Source organism: Paenibacillus sp. lzh-N1, assembly GCF_002872435.1.
Taxonomy (GTDB): Bacteria; Bacillota; Bacilli; order Paenibacillales; family Paenibacillaceae; genus Paenibacillus; species Paenibacillus polymyxa_C.
The window spans coordinates 3728845-3749009 of sequence record NZ_CP025696.1 but is presented as its reverse complement, the minus strand read 5'-3'; the positions used below and the strand labels follow the sequence as shown (position 1 = coordinate 3749009).

The window sequence follows — 20165 nt, the reverse complement described above, 5'->3', positions numbered from 1 at the left end:
TCATCCACCAACTCCTCAAAACACAAAATTTAAATACAACATGAGCTAAATGCTTATCACGATGTCTATTTTGAGCTGCTGTTTCACGTTTGAAGCGTTGCCTAATCGAAAGTAGCAAAGAAAAAACGAGTGATGAGAAAGGCTATGTGCCCCTTTCACACTCGTTTCCAGATTCCCATGAACAACCGTAAAAGGCGTTCAACAAATCTCGATAAATTAATCTATAAAAAATTGTTATTTTCCAAACAGGTTGATAATTCGTTCTTTAACCTCGGCTTGATGAAAGGTCTTCTCATGCATAATCAGCTCTTGTTCTACGATTTTGGGAAGCTGAGCTCGGAGTGGAGCAACCAGATGATCCTTTAACGTGATTAATGAAAATCTGGGTTTTTCGGCAAGCTGTCTAGCAAGGTCCAACCCATAGCTCATCACTTCTTTGCGAGGCAGAACTGGAAACGGCACTCCCCGCTTCTCCAGTTCTGCACCTCGGTAATTCCCCCCATTTAACAGTAATTCTTCTCCCAGGCTGAACCCCAGTTTTTGGGGAATAATGAACGTCGCACCCATGCCCGGTGTGAATCCATATCTCATAAAATTAGTCGTGTACATACTTTCTTTGCTCAGGATTACGAAATCAGAAAATAGCCCCATGACAAAGCCACCACCAACCGCATGGCCCTGCATGGCAGCTATCACTGGAACTTTGCAGTTCAATGCCAGAGAGTAAATATTTTCATCAGTAAACTTCGATGTCCCTTCATGTATAGCCAATAGTCCTTCTTGCGTCCCACCAGTGGAGAAGTAGTTGTCATACCCTGTTAGAATTACGACTTTGCAGGTCGAGTCATCCTGGATCGTATGGAACGCTTCTCTAAGTCCATGAGTCATTTCAAGTGTAAATGTATTTTTATGAACTCTATCTTGCATTGTTACTTGAATAATCCCTCGCTCAAGTTCAAGTAACTCAACCACAGATTGTGACATGATGATCTACTTCCCCCTAAGCATCCCGTCTTGTGGTAAACGCCCATCAGTCCATCCACGGAAATTGACCTGTTTCGACATAGCGGAAAATGCCCTTAAGATTTTGAGCGTCTGAAAACACCTCTTGATTGGAAGCCAACGCCAGTGGTTTGCACTGACGCAAATCGCTGAGTTCGTCCATAAAGCGCTTGTAGCGTAAAATACCCGTTTTGGACAATCGTCTAAGACGTAATAAATGCTTGCGCAGCACCGTATCGCTCTGTGCGTCATACACATCAACCAATCCCCATGAAAGGGCCTGTTGAACCATAATTGGCTGTGTCATTAATGTCAAATAATTCGCTTTTTGAAATCCAATTCTGCGTACTAAAAAGGGCAGAACACAAGCAGGGAAAAGCCCAAATAACAATTCCGACAGACTAAACTGTGCTGTCTGATCTGCTATCACAATGTCGCTGGCAGCAATAAATCCGATACCGCCAGCGTTTGCCTTTCCTCGCACATGAGAAATCGTGATATAGGGCCCCGTCGCCAGTTTTAACCACAGATCATACAGAGGTTCGGGATTCTGTGCATGCTCATGTTCATTTGCCATGTTTTCGTACATTCCTTGAAAATCCGCTCCAAGACAGAACACCTCCGGCAGACCTTCCAAAACGACGATCGTAACCGATTCCTCACACAGTGCAAGCACGTGCATGCATTCCTCAATGAGGATGTTATTAATCGTGTTATTTGCCTCCGGTCGGTAAAACCGTAAATAACAAATCGAATCTTGGAACCGAACCTGAATCGTTTGATAATTCATGATTCCCACCGATATTTGCGGTGGAATTCATAAATTTCTTCCAGATATAACCGCTGTCTCCCTTTCCCGGAATCAATCACTCCCGAAACCAATTGAAAGTCCAGTTTGGTGTTGCGGGTTCCAAAGCGTACAGCACCGCTGCCTTTCAGCAAGGATTCATATTCATCCATGGATAATTGATAGCGATCATCCAAATTACGCTCGATCTCAAAACGACGCAGATACTCCTGGCCTTGCGGCATGACCACACCGCTATAAAATTCTGAGCAGCAGCCTGATCCATAGGAAAAGCAACCAATCCGCTTCGGAGAATCAAATGTGCCCTTATCAATCGTACCTGCCAAGGACAGGTACAAGGTCGCACCCATAATATTGCCGACTCGTTGGCAATACTCCAATCCTGGCTTGACACGTTGTAAATAATCCGCCTCAATCTCATTCGGTTTGGCCTGAGTCATCCTTCGCATCATTGTTCGATGCGCTCCTTTTACCATTCCACCGAATGGGGTATGGAAGGAAAGATACTGGAAGGTATCTTTATAATCCACCCCTTTTACCCGTTTCTGGTATTCAAGAAACGCTTGCTCGCAACAGTCCAGATAGGACATTAAAGACAAGTCCGCATCTCCGGCCTCGCTATCTGGTATCGGCCGGCAAGTATCCATCACCTCATAGCCATAATATCCATTAGCACCCGCATCGACTTGGAATATATGAGGATTTTCACTAATGAGCATGGCCACAGCTCCTGCTCCTCCGCTTGGTTCAGCGTAAGACCAATCCTCACTCAAAACATCCCCGCCTTCAGCGGCAATAAATCGTGAGATATCAGTGGCAATGACAAGCGCTTTGGCCCCTGGAGAAACCTGGGATAAAATAAAATTCACCGCCATTTGGAATCCAGCAGTCCCCGAATAACAGGCTTGCTTGAGTTCAAATAGCCTGCAATTCCGATTCAGTCCCAAATAGTGGTGAATATATGTACTGATTGATTTGCCAAAATCAATGCCTGATTCTGTACAGGTTATAAGCATTTCGATGCGGTTTTTTTCCGCTTCAGAGAGGGCGTCCACCAGCGGTTTTGCCGCATTGACTCCGAAGGTAACCGGATCTTCATAGGGCAGAGCAACAGCCTTTTCTTTCATTAATAAATTTTCAAATCTCGCTGGGTCCAACTGTCTGTGCTGCGCTAATTGCATGACATCCAGATAGGCTGAGCCCCCAAAAACGTTCATCGCCTCTATTCCTACCAATACCATAACGCTCCTCCTTTCTTAAATACCCGACTCACACTTTTGCATACAAATGGCAGTATTGATTCCGCCAAACCCCATGCTTAGGTTCATAGTATTATGAATAGCTGCTGGAATGGGCTCATTTTTCACCCAGTTGCAATCCACTCCGATAGGCTTCTCCAAATTACGCGTAGGATGAAGTTTCGACTCCTTCATTTGTAAAAGAGTAGCAATAATTTCAACCGTTCCAGCCGCGCTCAGGCCATGACCGATAATGGATTTGGTTGCATTGATGTAAGCGTGCGATAAATTGCAATCCTGTATTGCCTTTATTTCGATCTCGTCCCCAACGACTGAGCCTGTCCCGTGGGGATTAATATAATCAATCTTTTCCGGCTGCAGCTTCGCTTTCTTCAAGGCCCTTTTAATCACCTGAACCTCGCCTTCATAAGAGGGATTGGGATTTCGATTCCGATCCATCCCCATGTCCCAGCCTGTAAGCTTTGCATAGGATTTCCCCTGACGCTTCATTGCAAAATCTGACCGCTCAATGACGATAACTCCGCAAGATTCCCCATATATGAACCCGTCGCGCATCTGATCAAAGGGGCGACAAGCCTTTGCCGGTTCATTAGCGTATCGGTCGCTTCCCATGGCCCCCAAGGATCGCAACGCCTGGCATTCCAAATACGAAATATCCATCAACGCCCCCATCGCAATGCACACATCAACCCGATTTGCTTGAATTGCCTCAATCGCTTGAATGATGGCGACTTGTCCGCTTGCGGAAGCCCCTCCGACAGTATACGCTAACCCTTGAATGCCGAATTGCTCGGTACATAGTCCGCATAAATCAGTATCCATAAAGGAAAGCCCATAGGTTGGAGGTACAAAGTGCATTTTTTCCCGATAAGCCTCATAGGTCTGAAATAATTCCCGTTGCTGAAAATTAGATCCTCCAATCACGAGCCCAATGCGGCTAGGGTCGACGTGATCCAGTTTAGCATCATCCCAGGCTTCTTGAAGGGTAACCATTGCCACCTGTCCTGAAAATGATGCGGTTCGTAACATTCGTTTGGATATGGACTCCGGATAAGATAGAGATGGCAGCTCCGCACCTATAAATGAAGCTTCTCCTTCTCTGCCGGGACGTTGCATAACTCCAAATGCATGTTGCCCTTTGAATAATGCCGAAGCAAAGGCCGTCTTCCCCTGACCAATCGCCGAAGTAACACCAATGCCCGTAATAACTAACTCAGGCTGTTTATAATTTGGCATAGAGCGCATCTGCCAATTCTCCTATATTTTTCACGCCAGATAACTCAACGCGCGGGATATTAAGAGATAATGCTTCCATAGTCTTCATTACAATTTCGGCTCGATCTACCGAATCCGCACCCAAATCTACCAAGCGATCGTCATACTGGAACTGGTGATCATTTAATTCCGGGAGCACTTCACAAATACAACCTTTAACGAGTTCAAACACTTCTTCTTTACGCATGTTTACCCTCCTAAAATTGGATTATCTACAAACAGCTTGGATGAAAAATCGAATTAAATTGCTCATACAATCGAGACATATTCATACTCCATTCCGTCTTCCTTGGCGCTACAATAGTAAAGATGTAGTTACCCAACCGATACGACTGGGCAGCATATTGTGGAAAGTGCGAAAATGTACTCTGAAAGCATCCACTTTTAAATCTGATCTCGTTAATTTCAAGCACTTGCAATGATGCTGCAAAACCGGTGCGCAATATTTTCGAAATCGCCTCCTTTACCGTCCAAGAAACCGTTAATAAAACAGAGTACTCCTCTACTCCCCGAACGGCTACGATTCTTTCCCTTTCTTCCATCGTCAACTGGCTTTCCATGGTCTTATTTCGGTTAGGACTTATCCTCTCAATATCAACCCCCATAGGATGCGCTTCTGGAAAAACAACAGCGGTCCCAATATCATCACAGTGGGCGATGCTCACTTGGTATCCAGGGGCGCCGGTAGTTCGAAGCAAGGGCTGGCCGAAAACACCTGTCTCCACGCTTATGTTGCTCAAGTTCGACTCACTCAACAGCAACGATGCTGCTTGTTTAGCACTTAGCCTGCCGAGCAGAAAGTTGGATTTTCGGCGCTGGAATAGCAGGCTCTCAAAGTAGCTACATTCATCTGAATGAAAAATCTCTGGATCGAGAGAAGCACCGGCATGACAAACTGCATGTACAAAACTTACAGCCGCCTTCATCACAATATCTTCCCGCGTCAATATGAGCTGTTCCGTATACAAGACCACATGCATATCCCCCTATGAACAGGAAAGCCCAAACCAAAAAAAACCTTCAAATCCCTTAAGGGCTCTGAAAGCTTCCACATGGAGAAAAATATTCTCACAATTGTTCTATTTAAACTTTACTAATAATTTCTAAAGCTACGTTCACTAGTCTGATATCACCCATAAATTCTAACTGAATAACCGCCTGTCTTTTATGCCTGTCTATCTTCTTAACTATGCTGCTTCTTCCTTTAAGTGGTCCTTCTATGATACGTATATTGTCTCCTTCAATAATTCCAGTTGAGCATTCTATACAATATCTATCATTGCATAAACTCTCTAAAACTTGTCTCTCGCAATCTCGCATGGAGGCTTCTAACTTCGAATATCTCAATAAACGAATGATATCACTGGAAGTATAAATCATTGAATTTGTACTTGTTACGAACTGCAAGTCAGGTAAGTTGGACTCAATAAATACATAACTGGGGAACAAAGGTGCTAATTCTTTCTTGACTGTTCCTGCTACTTTAAAAAGTCTCTCTTGGATCGGTATAAATGGTTTGTAAACTTCAGAATCAAACCACTTATTAAAAAGTTGTTTAACCCTTTCTTCCCTACCCGTTCGCACAAAAAGCACATACCAATTCACTCCGCTCATCTCCTAACAAAACATACTGCCAAAATCAACTCCTATAATGTCCGCTGCCAGTATATGCATAGCTTCGCCCTTTCACTTATCCTGATTGATAAGCTACAATCTCTCACGATATGTCCCTCATCAGTGGTTAACGTGACCCGCCAGCGATTAACCGCAAACAAGTTCCTTTATTTTTCATATAATCATATAAATGGAATAGTATAATTCCATTATAATCCTCTGCCCAAACAGTGTCAATTGCCATTTTGGCAACACCCCAGTCTATCTTTAGGGGGGTGGATGCCCTATCCCCCTTTAGAACTCACCCTTTTTACCAACTCATTTGAAATTGAATAGACCTTTTTGGTTGGGACGCATTCTGAAATTAATAAACGGTTTCATACTCGTAAATTGAAAATAAATATTTTCATCCATAAGGTGACTGAGTGGGAAACCAGGTGCTTTACCATATGAATGAGCAGGATAAATTTGAATGGAGCTATCAACCTCTCGCTTTATTTTTTGAACGCTATGATATAAGTCTTTCGGATCTCCTCCATTCGGATCACAAAATCCACAACCTTCAATGAAAATGGTATCCCCCGTAAATAAGTGATTGGATAAAAGATAGCACACACTTCCCATGGTATGCCCAGGGGTCAGAAGACTTATAATTTCTGTTTCTCCAAGTTTGATAAAGTCCCCATCTTTAATAGGATGTAAATTTTTACATCTAAAATGGTAATAATCGATTTCTTGTATTGACATGAATACGTGCGGTCTATACTTTTCCAGGAGCGGATTTACCAAATTAACATGATCTAAATGTGAATGGGTTAATAAAATGGCTCTTAGATTACCATTCAACTGTCGAAGATATGACTCTATTTTTAATATATCCCATGACGGATCGACAATGGCAATGTCTCCTGTTTTTTTATCCATTACAATATATACATAGTTAATAAAATTCATAAAACGGACTCTTAACTGTTCCATATGGTATGTCAGACTCATATCAGCTTTACTGAACCCACCTTCCATGGCCAAATCAAAATTTGTGCGTAAAATTCACTGTTCAAATACGGCTGAATTGATCTGCATCACTACGCGTTTCCTATGCTGCAATCTTTGCTAAGAGTCCCTGAATAACAAGCATTCCTGCGCTTTTCGGGATCATTCTTGTCTCCGATGGTCTCTCTGTAAAAAGTTGCTGTACCAACGATTATAGCAACTTATGCAATAGAAGGGCTTTGACTCTCTGTTACAAGATTTTGCACTATAAAGTCGAAAAAGCTGCACTGAAAAGGTCGTAAGGCCCAGTATTACGTAACCAAAAAAATACCGCCCTACGACGGTATTTTTGGTTTCTCTTAATATGAACACTATTATTCACACTTTCATAAACTACTAATACAAAATACATTTTTTACGGAAAGAGAGTTGTTTAAATGAAACCTAAAAAAGCTGGAAAAAGTACAACTACTGTCCGTAGAGGGATGAATAGATCCCCTATACAATCTCACACATTGAAGAAGAAAAAAATTTTGCCTACCCAGGCTGTTGTTAGAAACGGTGGCTTTGAAGATCAAGATTTGACACCTTGGATTGCAAACGTCAGCAACGTGACAGGTCAAATCTTTATTACCAGAACCAACCCGCACAGTGGCAATCAAGCCGTCAGAATCTCAGCTAACCCGGGGCACAGCGTCTCGCTTAGACAAACGATTTCCGATCTGAGTAGAGGAAGAAGATACCGTGTGACCTTCTGGGTACGTAATTTGATCAGGCCTTTTGGCGGTCGGCTTCAAATTAGTCTAGGAGAGCAAACCTACACAATTCAGCTAAACTCGCTACCTTCATCACAATATGAGAGAGTCTCCCGTACCTTCTCAATCTCAGGGAATTCGGGGACAGTCTCTAGAGATTTAGTGTTCCGTGTTACAGCGCAGGATGCTTTTGCCACCATTCTTTTGGATGATGTATCAATATCCAGATTAAGATAACAAATCACTTGGTGGCATAATTATCCTTACAAAACACAAAACTAAACTGGATTTTTATAGCATGTAATCTTGCCAAAACAAAAACGCCTCCTCCGTATATTAACGGTGAGGCGCTTCGTCGGTCCTGTGTACCTTCGGATTGCTCCGTTACAGCTACACAGGAACTCGCGTTATCTTCGTTCATTTAACGCTGATGTGACCTTGATAAATCTAGTATGCCGAGGACCGGGATCGAACCGGTACGGTAGTCACCTACCGCAGGATTTTAAGTCCTGTGCGTCTGCCAATTCCGCCACCCCGGCAAGTATTTAGGAACGCTATTTTACACTTACTTGTTCTTATCTTACAAGTATCTGAGAAGCATGCTTATTGAAATGTTCTCGATATGTAAATGTCGTTCAACCGGGCACCAACTTATAATACGACAATTTTATCAAATTGTAAAGTGTTTTTTAAAAAAAATAATAAAAAATCTCTTTTTGTATAACTTGTGCACATTTGAACTACACTAATAAATGTCTTTCCAAACCACCAGAAGGGGTGTTACGAATGCGTGAAGGTATGATTCCAACTGTTCTTGGGACGGTAGTATCGGCTTCAGGCGCTGTGTTGCTGAGCAGTAAGTACAAACTTGCAGCTACAGGCATTCTCGGTTTCGGACTGGCTCATGTTGTTCTGGGAGCGATTGATTTGATTGAGCATCGCTAGTTGTTTGGAAAGTACCGGGCGGGATTAATCCTTCCCGGTTTATTTTATAAGCGTTTAATATGGAGCATAAGCGTTTATGTAAAGTGTAGAACTGAATCATGCCTAAGAAGGAGCGTGTAATGTGCTATGAAAAAACATAACTCCGAAAAAAAGAGTCTTACTGACGATCAAATCGAATATAAACAATCTCTGGATAAGCGTGAACCAGGATTTGATCGGATTCCTGACCCTGATGCCGATTCACCTGCAGCTACCGATATGATTGATGAAGCCGTGGGCCGTGGAATAGATAAGCTACGTAATGACTTTACCAAATAAAGCATGAATTATAGGTCACAGGTTATTAAGTATCACTTGAAGATAAGCATGATCCAGCCAATAATCGAGATCCACAATACAATGCTGATGAAGAGTCCACACAAGAGACCAAAAGAGAAATTACCTTCACTCTTCGGCATAACACTGCCAAATTTCAATCTAAGCTTCATTTGATTCCAGTTCATAGAACCCCCTCCTTAAGTTCTATTTCGGAATATGAAGCTTATTTTTGTAGACCTATAGTCATGTTTTTGAAAATAAAAAAGGGGTTTTTGTCCTATCCCCCTGAGCGCGGCAACAGAATTACAGCTATACCTACCAAACAAATCAATCCACCAATGAAATCGTACAAGTCAGGTGTCTTTTTATCAATCCACCAGCCCCATGCAATGGAAAGAACAATAAAGACACCCCCGTATGCTGCATATACACGCCCAAAGGAGGAGAAAACCTGAAAGGTAGCAATGACTCCATAGACAGCTAAAATCACTCCGCCGCAAAGTCCGACATACCATGTCTTACCTTCTCGCAGCCATTGCCAGATCAGATATCCACCTCCGATTTCAGCGATGCCTGCCAAAATAAAAAGTAAAGCTGCCTTTAACAACGTATCACGTCCTAAACTTTCTTACTTTTCAGTCATCTCATTATAGTAATCGACCTATAATAATAATCAATGCAATTACGCCAACCAGAATAAGCAGATTACTGACCTGACGCCACAGGCTTGAAGCTCCCTCGGAGTGAAGCTTCCGCTGATTGGCATCAAAGTTTGCTTTGGTTCCCTCAGCATCTACCGGACTAGAAAATGGTCTGTGTTCTTCATTCATATGAAGGCCTCCTTTGCAATCCACTTTAATCATACCAAACTTTTCCGTCGATTTCGCGTTGCAATTATGCCTATAATTCAATGCAACTTCCGAATGAAGCTTCATATGTATGAGTATACAAACCAACATGTCGATATTTCACTGAATATAAAGTATGATGACGAATTAAGGAAGAGTGGGTATTTAGACGCCTTTCATTGCAGGACGGTAGTTATGGTATAATTTAGTCAACTTGTTCAGGATCGTATCAGGGCGCAACTGGTTACTCCATTTATAATGAAACTTACATCCAAGAATCCACATCCGCTTAAAACCTGCATATTCTGTTTGTAGATCTAGGAGGAGGATACGGATGTCCCCTATTTTTATAGCTAGTTTAATGATAATGGGTATATTTTTATTTCAGGAAGCCCTTATTCTAGGCATCATACATTGGGTTTCTAAACGTACCAAGCGTCCAGCACAAACCAAAATGTACCTTACAGTGGGTTTGCTTGTCTTTATATCATGCTTCCTTGTGTGGGACAACTGGATACACTTGCAGGAACTCAACGGGTGGACCATGATTAGTCTAGTAGTGATCATGATTAGTGCCTACATACAACTAAGAAAACAAAAAGAAAAATACTAACCCCATTACCAGCATCAAAGGAGGAGCGCCATGAAATCTCACTCAACACGCTTTTGGTTACAGAGGGTGCTACTGCTAATGCTTGTTTTACTCTTTAGCGGCTCTCAACAATCGTTCATTGTTGCTGATGCCGCCCCGCCAATTAATGCTCATGCCTCTGCCAAAGCCAGGCAATTACTTGCCTACCTAACTAATGTGCCGGATGATATGCTAATTTCCGGACAGCACGATTACTTAGAGGCACCGGATGAACAAAATAACAAGCTGCAACAAATCAGCGGACAATACGCGGGACTTCACGGCTATGAGTTTGGAGGGTTGGCTAATCAATCCCGTACTGCCTTACGAGAGCAACGTCAGCGTGTTGTGAATAGCGCTATTCAATGGAGTCGGGACGGCGGAATCGTAGCTATCACCTTTCATCAGGCGTTACCGGGCAAACCAAAAACGTGGAAAAACGTACAAGCAAAAATTACTCAAGCTGAATTTAATCGTTACGTCACGCCGGGTACCCCACAATATAAGCAACTCATCGCTGATTTGGACGAGGCGGCTCTGTCCCTTAAGACCTTACGGGATGCGGATGTGCCAGTTTTATGGAGACCCTATCATGAAATGAATGGTAACTGGTTTTGGTGGGGGAACAAACAAAATTACGCTAAGCTGTGGGATCTAATGTATGATCGGTTCGTACATGTCCATCATTTAGATAACCTGTTGTGGGTCTGGAGTCCCAATGCCCCGAACGCTTATAGCACTCCCTATAGTCTGTCCTTTCCAGGCATTAACCGGGTAGATGTGCTTGCAGCCGATATCTATAATAATGATTACAGGTCCTCCTACTACACTGAATTGCTAAAGCTTGCGCAGGGCAAGCCTATGGGAATCGGAGAAAGTGATATTCTGCCGAGTGCGAAGGTGCTACAGAATCAGCCAGCCTGGGCCTATGCCATGACATGGGGAAAGGAGCTGTCGGCAACCAATTCGCAGGCAGCCATCAGACATTTTATGAACCAAAATAATATTATCACACGCGATCTTCTCCATGAGTCCCTCCGCTGAAAGAAAAAAGCTTGCACTTTGCTCCTAGAGCGAAGTGCAAGCTTTTTTATACCCAATCCAAATGAAGCTCCCTAACTATTTCTAATTACCTCTTCAAGATCAAGATCGGCATATGCCTCTTCACCAAGATGTACAGATACAATGGTGTAGATCCGCTTGGTTAATCTAGACATCAGCCGATCACCTGGTGCTACGGAATATTCTTCCCGAAAATCCCCGATCTTGTGAAAACCGCTGGACATATGGATGTACAAGTTGCCCCTACGCGTTTTACCATGTACCAACATCAAATCTCCTCCTGCTGTGTGACCAACCTATTTTCCCTGTTACATCTATATCGGTCAGAACAAGATAGGATATAAGTCCCTGATCCCCTTCTTTTCTTTCACAAGATCGTGCACGTAAACGAAACGGGTCTGTCAGTGATATGACAGACCCGTCTTTGTAAATCCATTTTTCTAGCTAGAAAGAAACTATTCTTGATAGGATTCTGCAATCGCATTTGCTGCGATGATTGCGTTATACACATCATCAGGACTAACTGGGAACGGCATGTTGACCATTGTATCATTTGCTGCACAAGCATCTTCAGCCACCTGACGCCATTCAGCCTCAACAAATTCCTCTACACCCAGATCACGAAGCGTTAATGGAAGACCTACATCCTTAACCAGCTTAATCACGGTCTCTAGCTCTTCTTTTGGTGCGTTTTCCAGCACCAGCTGAGTTAACAAGCCGAATGTAACTTTCTCACCATGCTGTGCTTTGTGAAGTGAAGGAACAGCCGTCATGCCATTATGAATAGCATGTGCTGCTGCCAATCCGCCTGATTCTGCTCCGACACCGCTCAGATAAATGGTCGCTTCAATCGTATCCTCAACTGCACGAGTATATACTTTACGATCCACTGCACGTTTTGCCTTCACGGCATTTTCCAGCAATGTATCATAGCAAAGGCGAGCAAGTCCCAGACCTGTAGTGGAAGGCTTGTTCAGCACCAGATTGTCCCCATTGGCCTGGTAGCACGCACGAGCTTCAAAATAAGTTGCCAGTGCATCACCAATACCAGCTGCAAAGAAACGTGCAGGCGCCGCTGCCAAAATACCTGTATCTGCAAGTACTACATCTGGATTCGTAGGCAGGAACAAATATTCATCAAAGGAGCCATCCTTCTTGTAAATAACCGCAAGCGCGGTACAAGGAGCATCTGTAGAAGCAATGGTTGGAAAAATAGCGACAGGCAGCTTTTCATAATAGGCTGTTGCCTTGGCGGTATCCAGCGTTTTTCCCCCGCCAATCCCTATAATGATGTTCGAACCATGTTTGCGTACTAATTCACGGTTACGATCAATCTCTTCTTTTGTACATTCATATTGGAATTTCTCGAAGACCACCTGGTTACCAGCTGCTTCAATCGAAGCACCTGCCTCCTTTTGGGCTCTTTCAAGGATAAATTCATCGCAAATAACATAGGCCTTATCGCCATAATCCTTAATGTAGTCATTTAACGACGAGAGCAGATTTTGTCCAGAAATAAATTTCTTGGGTGAAGTAACGGACCTTACAACGTTTGCCATGTAAATTCCTCCTCAGCTTTGACTCATACTCAAAATAATAATGATTTTGGGCATGTGACCCCTTAACTATAAACCTCTTTTCACATTATTAAAAGGCTTATTATGGAATATATTATGAACAAATTGTGTATCTATTACATTTGAAGAGACGAGCTCCATTCAGAGTATAGAATGCCCATCATGATGCGATCATAGCTGTTGCCATCACGGAGAACAGCGGAACGAACTCTCCCCTCAAGCTGGAACCCTGCCTTCTCATAGGTACGGATCGCTTGTGTATTGTACTCAATCACATCCAAGCCGACCCGATTTAAATTCAGCTCATAAAACGCATAACGAAGAATGAGACGTATAGCTTCCGCTCCAAAACCCTTGCCACGGTAGTCCGTATTACCTATACCTACTGCCAGCTGCCCGCAGCGATTATTCCACTCAATCCCATGAATAGCAACAAATCCGATCAGGACATCGTCTGCCAATGTTCTTAAGCGAAAATAGACTTCATTAGAGCTAGGAGATCCTTCTGATTCCATCTGTTTCAACGTGTAGGGGAGTGCCAAATCCGTATCTACATTGCGCAAATACTTCGCATCCTCACCCCATTTGAACATCAGTTCAGCATCTTCTTCCCTAACTGCGGCCAGTTTTATTCGTTCCCCGTAAAACAAATTTTCGATTTTAATGACCCTTCAGCTCCTATTATGAATTGTGTACGATGTTTTCGTCATCATTGTCATGTTATCCAATGTCCGCAATATAAGCTCTCCCTTATGAATTCATTGTTTAAATTTTACAAAATAATCATACCTAACACAACCAAATCATTACAATTATCATGGTGGGATATACAAAAAGACCTTGCAGTTGCAAGGTCTTCGTATTCCTAATATTTAAACAACATAGCAACCAGTTGATATCCAGCTCCAATCGTCCAAAATAGCACATAATCGCCGCGCCGGATACGACCCGATTCGATACCTTCATATAGAGCAATGAACGGGCTGCTGGTACCTGTATAACCATAACGATCACCCACATAAATCATTTGGTCATCCTCTAGCTCCAAATGATCCTGGATCTTCAACACATTGGCCAATGAAAACTGCGACAGACAATAAGCCCGTACATCCTGAGGTGTAAGCCCATTCTTTTTTATAATGCGTTCAAGCAGTTCAAATGTTGGAGGCAAGGCCATATTGGCGTCGAACGGAAGCCACTGAATAAATTTGCCGGGTGCGTTCCTTTGGAGGGTCGCCGCTAACCCCCGGGCCGGGTACAATATTTTATCTATATTGATGGGGTCCGTATAATACAGGGAATCTATAAATCCAGTGTCCTCTTCTGTACGCTCCAAAATAGCTGCACATGCAGCATCGCCATAGTTCGCATACGTAATCTCATCCGCGGGATCGGAAATGAGCGAATTATAATCTGAGCCGATAATAAGCGCTGTCCGCACATCGGGATTAGACATCATCGACCGACTGGCTTGATCGACAGCTACTGTCATCCCTGCGCAATTTGCATTGGAATCCATCACTGCCACATCATGTCTGGCCCCAATCGCCTGGTGTACAAACAAGGCATTCATCGGAAACAGCGACTCAGGAACTTGAGTGGAGAACACGATCATATCCACATCACGACCTGTCATACCGGCTTGCTCCAGAGCTTTTTGCGCAGCTGCTATTCCCATGGTTAGACCGTTTTCGTTCGGATCATCAATGATATAACGCTGTTTTCTACCCATATGCTCCATGAAGCGTCGAATATCCTTTCCCCGCTCGTCAAAATGGCGAACATAATATTCGTTATCCAACGAATGGGACGGATGGTGCACTCCCAGTGCTTTTATTCTGATATGGCTCATCAGGTTTCCCCCTTACACATACGTCAGCGCATTATTGTACTACAATATCTACGTTGTTTAATCCTGCTTCACGTGCTACACGACCAAGCTGCATTTTAATAATCGTTTGCTGGAGGCTGATGACAAAAATTATTTTGGCAAATCCAGTTTCTTTATAACGTGCAAAAGAACCCTTCAGTTTCTCTACTTCACCTGGTCCCAAAAGTGCCATTTGGGTGCAATCTACCCTGAGTGTAAAGTTCGATGCCTGAATAGATGAAGTTTTGGCTATATAATCCTTTACAAAGCTGTCATACTCCTCTTGGCTAAAAACTCCATTCACTGCCATATGTACCGTTTTAATGACTTGATCCACTTCGATGGTATAAGGATGTTGACTCATTTTAGAAAGACTCCTTTGATTTCATTTTTTGTCTATTAAGAGTATCGGAATAATAGGTAGAATTTTTAATATGAAACGAGATACATCATCCCTAACATATTACAAGTTTGTGAATACACAAAAAACCGTCACCGCTTCTAGAAGAAGCTACTGACGGCTGAAAAAAATACAAATGCTCATATGGAATTAATTCGTAAATGTATGACGACCAAGCGAAATGACTGCCGGACGGCTTTTACTCCATTTGGCTGTGGCAATGGCTGGGTTGTAATAAAACAAAGACCCATTGGTCGGGTCAGCACCATTAAGTGCCTGTCTGGCTGCTCGATACGCAGTCTTGTTGGGTTTCAAGCGGTATTGACCATCCTGTACAGCGGTGAATTGACCCGGCTGTAAAATAACGTCCGGAATCGAGCTTGGAAACTCGCCGGACTGTACACGGTTTAATACGACAGCGCCGACAGCTACTTGTCCTTCAAACGATTCTCCGCGCGCCTCGGAATAAATGATCCGTGCCAGTTGATCCAACGCGGTTACGCGGACCTTTCCGAACGAATCGAGCTTGGCCTGTGTTGCCGCTCCGGCAATACCGTCAGGCGTCAGACCGTGATCCCTCTGAAAACGAGCCACCGCTTTGCTGGTCAAAGAGCCATAGTATCCCGTAAAACCAGCTTTGAAGTAACCGAGTGAATGAAGCTGCTGTTGAAGCTCCAGCACTCGTTCGCTTTGAATCCCTTTCTTTAAAGCTGACGATTGTGCCTGTGCTTGTCCTGGTGCGACTGATAATACAGTACCTAATATGCATGCGCAGGACAGGATTAAAATAGATAATTTTTTCATATTCCAGACAACCTCCTCTTTCATGTTCTGTCCGGTGCAACCATTCCGGCCTGTACAACTCAGGGACGTTTATCCGATGATGCTTCTTGTGCCATAACTTATGACTAGCTGCGGAAATGACGCGTGGCTACATATGGAATCGGACATTGATGCGTTCACACGTCCGTTGCAGTATACCACAAGCCGCATTTACGTATCATCCGGCTCTGGTCCTAAGAATACCCAAATCAATAAAACACTATCCAGCAAGGGATGACGTGTATGAGAAGCAATAGATCACATTTTGACTACACTTGAATACGTGACTTTTTTCGCTATTTTTCGATTCAATCTACCCAGGACCTGAACCTGACATCTGCTTTTTTAAACCACATTTTTGTGCACATATATATGGGCGAATGCATAGAGTAGCGTACGATCATTCATTTCGAGTAACAGAAAGGCAGGAAAGAACACGTGAATTCATATATGGATTACACCTCTCCCACTGTACAGTTCACCTATGATTTAAGCGACAATATTTTGTTTCAGAAAGATCCTCAGAACTCAATCAACGAGCTGTCGATCCAGCAGCTGAATACATTAGCAAATGTATCGCTACTGGATATCCGTCTCAGCACTGCTAATGTTGTAGAGCCTCACTACCATCAAAATGCCACAGAACTAATATACTGTATTTCTGGAGCAGTGACCGTGTCACTGATTAATCCCTTTACCCGCGAGTTACGACATTTTCCGATTACACCTGGACAGGTGGCTAACGTCCCTCAGGGATGGTGGCATTATCTAGTCGCCACGGTGGACAACACTCACTTGTTGGCGATTTTTAACGCTCCAGTCCCTGAATTCATTTTGGGCTCCGATGTTTTGCGGCTAACGCCGAGTAACATTATGGCTCATACTTACTGCCTGGATGAGAAAAAGGTTCAGGAAGCGCTCGCCCCTATTAAAAAACCTGTCATCATCGGTCCTCCCAATGACTGCAAGCAGCAGCCACCTAGAAAACCAGGGATTCATGTAAGGCTAAACGATACTTCATCACATCGTCAGATCGCCCCCCAAAGAGGTTACACCTATACTCATGGATACCCTGGCTTTTCCTTTAATCCCTATCAAGAGCAAGATTAACCCTAGTCAGACCTGAAGTACGCCGGAATCCCCCTTCCCTGTATGTTCGCCGTTACCATAAGACTTTCCCTCTCATAAAATGCCAATGTGTATAAGAGGGGGTGATTGAATGGACGCTTACTACAACTGTTTGAACTGTATGAATAAAAAGGTGCGTATTCTCACCATTGACGGAAAACAGTACGAAGGAACCATTACGGATGTGGATCGTAAAAATGTGTACTTAAAAACCGAGCGGAACGGACGTGTACAAACGTCTGCCTTTTATCCTTACGGGTATGGTGATCAAATCTTAACTTTAAGCCTATTTACCCTATTAGCGATTGCTTTAATTTAATCCTCATCCATCTCCCGTTTCGGCTTATTGATGCCAAAACACCTCATTTGACAGCTACCCAGCCCCGCACAGTTGTGTTGGGCTTGTGCGCTGTTATTTGGGGTGTTTTATCATACAATCCATTCTCTAAAACACTTAACCCCCCACCGGTAATATACCAATGGGGGGTTAAGCTACTCAATTGAATTTAGATCCAAAAAGACTTTGTAATGATAACGAGCAGAATGAACAATACCAGAATAGCTCCTGTCGATGTCCAAACGCCTGGGTAGCCCCCTACTGAACCGCCACCGCAACCTCTTTCACATTCACTCATGGATCATTGCCTCCTTCAATTCAAGGTACAACATAGCTTATGTATTGAGCTTTCCTATGGACCGGGCTTTTTGGCAATGTTATGAATATTCTCGCTGATGGGCATTAGCCTACACCTTTTCTAGGCAGGAGCATAGGATATCACAACTAATCCTGAAGGAGTGAAGCAATTGAATTCAAATCAAATGTTCAATTATAACGTTAACCAACCTTTTCCTCACCATCCTACCTCCCACCATGTCGTGGTACACCCCGTAGATCCGTATGTCGTAGAAACATTAAAATCGATGATCGGCAAGTACGTTGTACTTGAAACAACACGTGGCAGAATTGATGGATGTGTAGTAGATAGTAAGCCTGACCATGTCATCTTGGATGTATACGGTAAAAAATTCTTTGTTCGAATCAGCGAAATCGTATGGATCATGCCTGGCTAACCAAATCAGACATTAAAAATCCTCGCAGATCCTAATTCGGATTCGCGAGGATTAATCATGACATGAACCTGCTAATCAAGCGAGCCTGCCAATGAAGCACGAAGTTCATCTATCGTTCCATTGTACTCATCTAGATCGACTTGGCCGCTAATACCTGGAACACTGCCTGTACTACTGTACTGCCAAGCCCACCAGCTATTCCAAGCTGGAACTGCGGTCGGCTTTTGCGTAGTGCTGTATCGCGCTACCCACAATTTATACATAGAAAACGTAGGATCAAACTTGGAAGCAAAGACGTTTCCCGTGTATACGATCGGCTCACGCCCGGTAAGCTTCTCCATTTCATCCAAAAATGCATGAGCCACTTCACTGATCTGTGCGGAAGTAAGACCTTTGGGATTATTTTCATAATCCATCACAGGGGGCAGATCTAGCCTTCCTCCTGCTGAATCTATAGCCCTAGCAAAATTAGCTGCTTCCTGACGAGCTCCATCCACGGTAGTTGCGTTCAAAAAGTGGTAAGCGCCAACCAGGATGTTAGCATCTCTGGCCCCCTGAACATTTGCTAAAAATTGATTATCTTGATACTTGGTGCCCTCTGTAGCTTTAATAAAAGCAAATGTCTTGCCTGCCGCCGCCACTTGCTGCCAATCAATATTGCCATTATGGTGCGAGACGTCAATCCCCTGCGCATGTCCGTCGGAAGAAATCGTAGGCTCAACAGGTATAGTAGATATAACAGTATCGGTAGATGCTGACTCCTCCGTTGCCTGATCCAACGCTACGATCACTTTACCATCATCTGCATTAATAAGATGAAAGGGTGTGCTGTGATCAAGATCAACTACAATACGTACCGAGGCTGGGTTTGTACTAAACATGGAGTATCTTACCTTGGAAACATCTAGATCTTCTGTGACTGGAAAGCTTCCTTGTCCACCATTGTTAAATGATTGTGAGGCTGGAAATTCCTCACCAAACTTCGAATCAGGTATATCTACAACAATACGATCTGGTTGAGTTAACTTGGTGACTTTGGGGCTTACTTTTCCATCCACCGTTATCGTCAATTGGTGATTGTTGAAGCGAATTTGGTTTACAGCCGTACGCTCACTCTCTATAGCATCGCTTGCAGCTTGAGTAGCAGAGTGATCACGGGTGGTCACGCTATTTCCGCTTGAAGCAGGCGGAGTCGTCAAGAATACGGTTTTAAGTTCGTTGTTCCAGACCACTTCCACTCCTGTCTGTTCAGATACAAAGCGAAGCGGAACATAAGTCGTTCCCCCGTTAAGCAAAGGAGCTACAGCCAACCCCATCGGTTGATCATTGACCGAGGCAATGGGATTGTTGACCTGAAGGCTCAGGTTAAGATTTTCTTTATGTATAGTTATAGTCCCTGTCTTGGACTCCCAATTCACACTATAACCCAATTCTTCTACAATAAGACGAAGTGGAACCAGCACATTGCCCTTTACTTCCTGGATCTGCACCCCCTTGCTGACACTTATATCTTTACCATCCAGCTGAATATGTGAATTTGAAGACGCAGCGTGACTTTCTCTTGGAAATGCTAATAGAAACAGAAACAAAAAAGCAAATAAACAAATTTTCTTCATATGTACCCTACCAATCTCTAATTTTTCACTATGTAAATTTTACATTCTATGCCCTCTAAAGCCTCCATTTTGATAGACGCGACTCCTATGTAAAAAGTTACGATTCATTCATTATATATTTCAGCCTTATAATACGAAAGCACTAAAAAGCTCTGCCAGCTATACGCAAGC

The 20165-nt window shown here is 43.3% G+C and carries 26 protein-coding genes and 1 tRNA gene; 7 read left to right on the top strand and 20 right to left on the bottom strand.

The window, feature by feature from the left end; all coding sequences use genetic code 11:
* Positions 1–234: 234 nt before the first annotated feature.
* From C0638_RS17115 to C0638_RS17080, 8 genes are all read right to left on the bottom strand, one after another.
* A complete protein-coding gene (locus tag C0638_RS17115) occupies positions 235–984 on the bottom strand; it encodes a polyketide synthase (protein ID WP_058712195.1) in 750 nt (249 codons plus the stop codon).
* A gap of 46 nt (positions 985–1030) precedes the next feature.
* Entirely contained in the window at positions 1031–1792 is a 762-nt protein-coding gene (locus C0638_RS17110) for an enoyl-CoA hydratase/isomerase (protein ID WP_058712194.1), read from the bottom strand.
* Positions 1789–3051, bottom strand: coding sequence for a hydroxymethylglutaryl-CoA synthase family protein (locus tag C0638_RS17105; RefSeq protein WP_025676543.1), 1263 nt, complete (start codon positions 3049–3051; stop codon positions 1789–1791). Before C0638_RS17105 ends, C0638_RS17110 begins: the two co-directional genes overlap by 4 nt.
* Positions 3052–3066: 15 nt before the next feature.
* Positions 3067–4314, bottom strand: coding sequence for a beta-ketoacyl synthase N-terminal-like domain-containing protein (locus C0638_RS17100; RefSeq protein WP_013371939.1), 1248 nt, complete (start codon positions 4312–4314; stop codon positions 3067–3069).
* On the bottom strand, positions 4292–4531 hold the full coding sequence (locus tag C0638_RS17095; RefSeq protein ID WP_013371940.1) for an acyl carrier protein: 240 nt from the start codon (positions 4529–4531) through the stop codon (positions 4292–4294). Before C0638_RS17095 ends, C0638_RS17100 begins: the two co-directional genes overlap by 23 nt.
* A 25-nt stretch (positions 4532–4556) precedes the next feature.
* Positions 4557–5324 carry a 4'-phosphopantetheinyl transferase family protein gene (locus C0638_RS17090; protein ID WP_233902217.1) on the bottom strand — a complete coding sequence of 256 codons (768 nt, stop codon included), beginning with the start codon at positions 5322–5324 and terminating at the stop codon, positions 4557–4559.
* Positions 5325–5427: 103 nt separating this feature from the next.
* Positions 5428–5958 (bottom strand): antiterminator LoaP, encoded by a 531-nt coding sequence (gene loaP / locus C0638_RS17085; protein ID WP_230493796.1) that lies wholly within the window; start codon positions 5956–5958, stop codon positions 5428–5430.
* Positions 5959–6276: 318 nt separating this feature from the next.
* Positions 6277–6912, bottom strand: coding sequence for an MBL fold metallo-hydrolase (locus tag C0638_RS17080; RefSeq protein ID WP_040103360.1), 636 nt, complete (start codon positions 6910–6912; stop codon positions 6277–6279).
* A gap of 476 nt (positions 6913–7388) precedes the next feature.
* On the opposite strand from C0638_RS17080, the gene C0638_RS17075 reads away from it, so the two are divergent.
* On the top strand, positions 7389–7943 hold the full coding sequence (locus C0638_RS17075) for a carbohydrate binding domain-containing protein (protein ID WP_013371945.1): 555 nt from the start codon (positions 7389–7391) through the stop codon (positions 7941–7943).
* A gap of 216 nt (positions 7944–8159) precedes the next feature.
* Here C0638_RS17075 and C0638_RS17070 read toward each other — a convergent pair.
* A tRNA-Leu gene (locus tag C0638_RS17070) sits at positions 8160–8245 on the bottom strand.
* Positions 8246–8492: 247 nt separating this feature from the next.
* Between C0638_RS17070 and C0638_RS17065 the strand changes: the two genes are divergently transcribed.
* Positions 8493–8651 (top strand): hypothetical protein, encoded by a 159-nt coding sequence (locus C0638_RS17065; RefSeq protein ID WP_013371953.1) that lies wholly within the window; start codon positions 8493–8495, stop codon positions 8649–8651.
* 126 nt (positions 8652–8777) lie between these two features.
* The gene (locus C0638_RS17060) at positions 8778–8969 is read left to right on the top strand and encodes a hypothetical protein (RefSeq protein ID WP_025676495.1); all 192 of its coding nucleotides are present in this window, start codon (positions 8778–8780) and stop codon (positions 8967–8969) included.
* Between the two features lie 32 nt (positions 8970–9001).
* Here the strand turns inward: C0638_RS17060 and C0638_RS25400 are convergent, their stop codons facing one another.
* The 3 genes from C0638_RS25400 to C0638_RS17050 all read right to left on the bottom strand — a co-directional run bounded on the left by C0638_RS25400 (position 9002) and on the right by C0638_RS17050 (position 9799).
* On the bottom strand, positions 9002–9154 hold the full coding sequence (locus C0638_RS25400) for a hypothetical protein (protein ID WP_167346990.1): 153 nt from the start codon (positions 9152–9154) through the stop codon (positions 9002–9004).
* A gap of 92 nt (positions 9155–9246) precedes the next feature.
* Positions 9247–9576, bottom strand: coding sequence for a YnfA family protein (locus C0638_RS17055; RefSeq protein ID WP_058712193.1), 330 nt, complete (start codon positions 9574–9576; stop codon positions 9247–9249).
* Between the two features lie 40 nt (positions 9577–9616).
* Positions 9617–9799, bottom strand: coding sequence for a hypothetical protein (locus C0638_RS17050; RefSeq protein WP_013371957.1), 183 nt, complete (start codon positions 9797–9799; stop codon positions 9617–9619).
* 661 nt (positions 9800–10460) lie between these two features.
* Between C0638_RS17050 and C0638_RS17040 the strand changes: the two genes are divergently transcribed.
* Entirely contained in the window at positions 10461–11492 is a 1032-nt protein-coding gene (locus tag C0638_RS17040) for a glycosyl hydrolase (RefSeq protein ID WP_016324529.1), read from the top strand.
* 71 nt (positions 11493–11563) lie between these two features.
* On the opposite strand, the gene C0638_RS17035 is transcribed toward C0638_RS17040, so the two are convergent.
* From C0638_RS17035 to C0638_RS17010, 6 genes are all read right to left on the bottom strand, one after another.
* Positions 11564–11779: a hypothetical protein gene (locus C0638_RS17035; RefSeq protein ID WP_013371960.1), complete on the bottom strand. Its 216-nt coding sequence runs from the start codon at positions 11777–11779 to the stop codon at positions 11564–11566.
* A gap of 186 nt (positions 11780–11965) precedes the next feature.
* Positions 11966–13069, bottom strand: coding sequence for a glycerol dehydrogenase (locus tag C0638_RS17030; protein WP_025676490.1), 1104 nt, complete (start codon positions 13067–13069; stop codon positions 11966–11968).
* A 134-nt stretch (positions 13070–13203) separates the two neighbouring features.
* Positions 13204–13680, bottom strand: coding sequence for a GNAT family N-acetyltransferase (locus tag C0638_RS17025; protein ID WP_233902216.1), 477 nt, complete (start codon positions 13678–13680; stop codon positions 13204–13206).
* A gap of 272 nt (positions 13681–13952) precedes the next feature.
* A complete protein-coding gene (locus C0638_RS17020) occupies positions 13953–14939 on the bottom strand; it encodes a ketoacyl-ACP synthase III (protein ID WP_102163656.1) in 987 nt (328 codons plus the stop codon).
* 31 nt (positions 14940–14970) lie between these two features.
* Positions 14971–15321: a hypothetical protein gene (locus C0638_RS17015; RefSeq protein WP_013371964.1), complete on the bottom strand. Its 351-nt coding sequence runs from the start codon at positions 15319–15321 to the stop codon at positions 14971–14973.
* Between the two features lie 186 nt (positions 15322–15507).
* Entirely contained in the window at positions 15508–16161 is a 654-nt protein-coding gene (locus C0638_RS17010; protein ID WP_102163654.1) for a cell wall hydrolase, read from the bottom strand.
* 456 nt (positions 16162–16617) lie between these two features.
* Here C0638_RS17010 and C0638_RS17005 point away from each other — a divergent pair, with 456 nt between their 5' ends.
* Complete coding sequence (locus C0638_RS17005) at positions 16618–17289, top strand: cupin domain-containing protein (protein ID WP_102163652.1); 672 nt, start codon at positions 16618–16620, stop codon at positions 17287–17289.
* A 109-nt stretch (positions 17290–17398) separates the two neighbouring features.
* Complete coding sequence (locus C0638_RS17000; protein WP_016821505.1) at positions 17399–17626, top strand: LSm family protein; 228 nt, start codon at positions 17399–17401, stop codon at positions 17624–17626.
* 187 nt (positions 17627–17813) lie between these two features.
* On the opposite strand, the gene C0638_RS26000 is transcribed toward C0638_RS17000, so the two are convergent.
* A complete protein-coding gene (locus tag C0638_RS26000; RefSeq protein ID WP_016821506.1) occupies positions 17814–17942 on the bottom strand; it encodes a hypothetical protein in 129 nt (42 codons plus the stop codon).
* Between the two features lie 169 nt (positions 17943–18111).
* Here C0638_RS26000 and C0638_RS16995 point away from each other — a divergent pair, with 169 nt between their 5' ends.
* On the top strand, positions 18112–18378 hold the full coding sequence (locus C0638_RS16995) for a DUF2642 domain-containing protein (RefSeq protein ID WP_025676485.1): 267 nt from the start codon (positions 18112–18114) through the stop codon (positions 18376–18378).
* Between the two features lie 71 nt (positions 18379–18449).
* On the opposite strand, the gene C0638_RS16990 is transcribed toward C0638_RS16995, so the two are convergent.
* Positions 18450–19994 carry a GH25 family lysozyme gene (locus C0638_RS16990; protein ID WP_013371971.1) on the bottom strand — a complete coding sequence of 515 codons (1545 nt, stop codon included), beginning with the start codon at positions 19992–19994 and terminating at the stop codon, positions 18450–18452.
* Between the last annotated feature and the right edge of the window lie 171 nt (positions 19995–20165).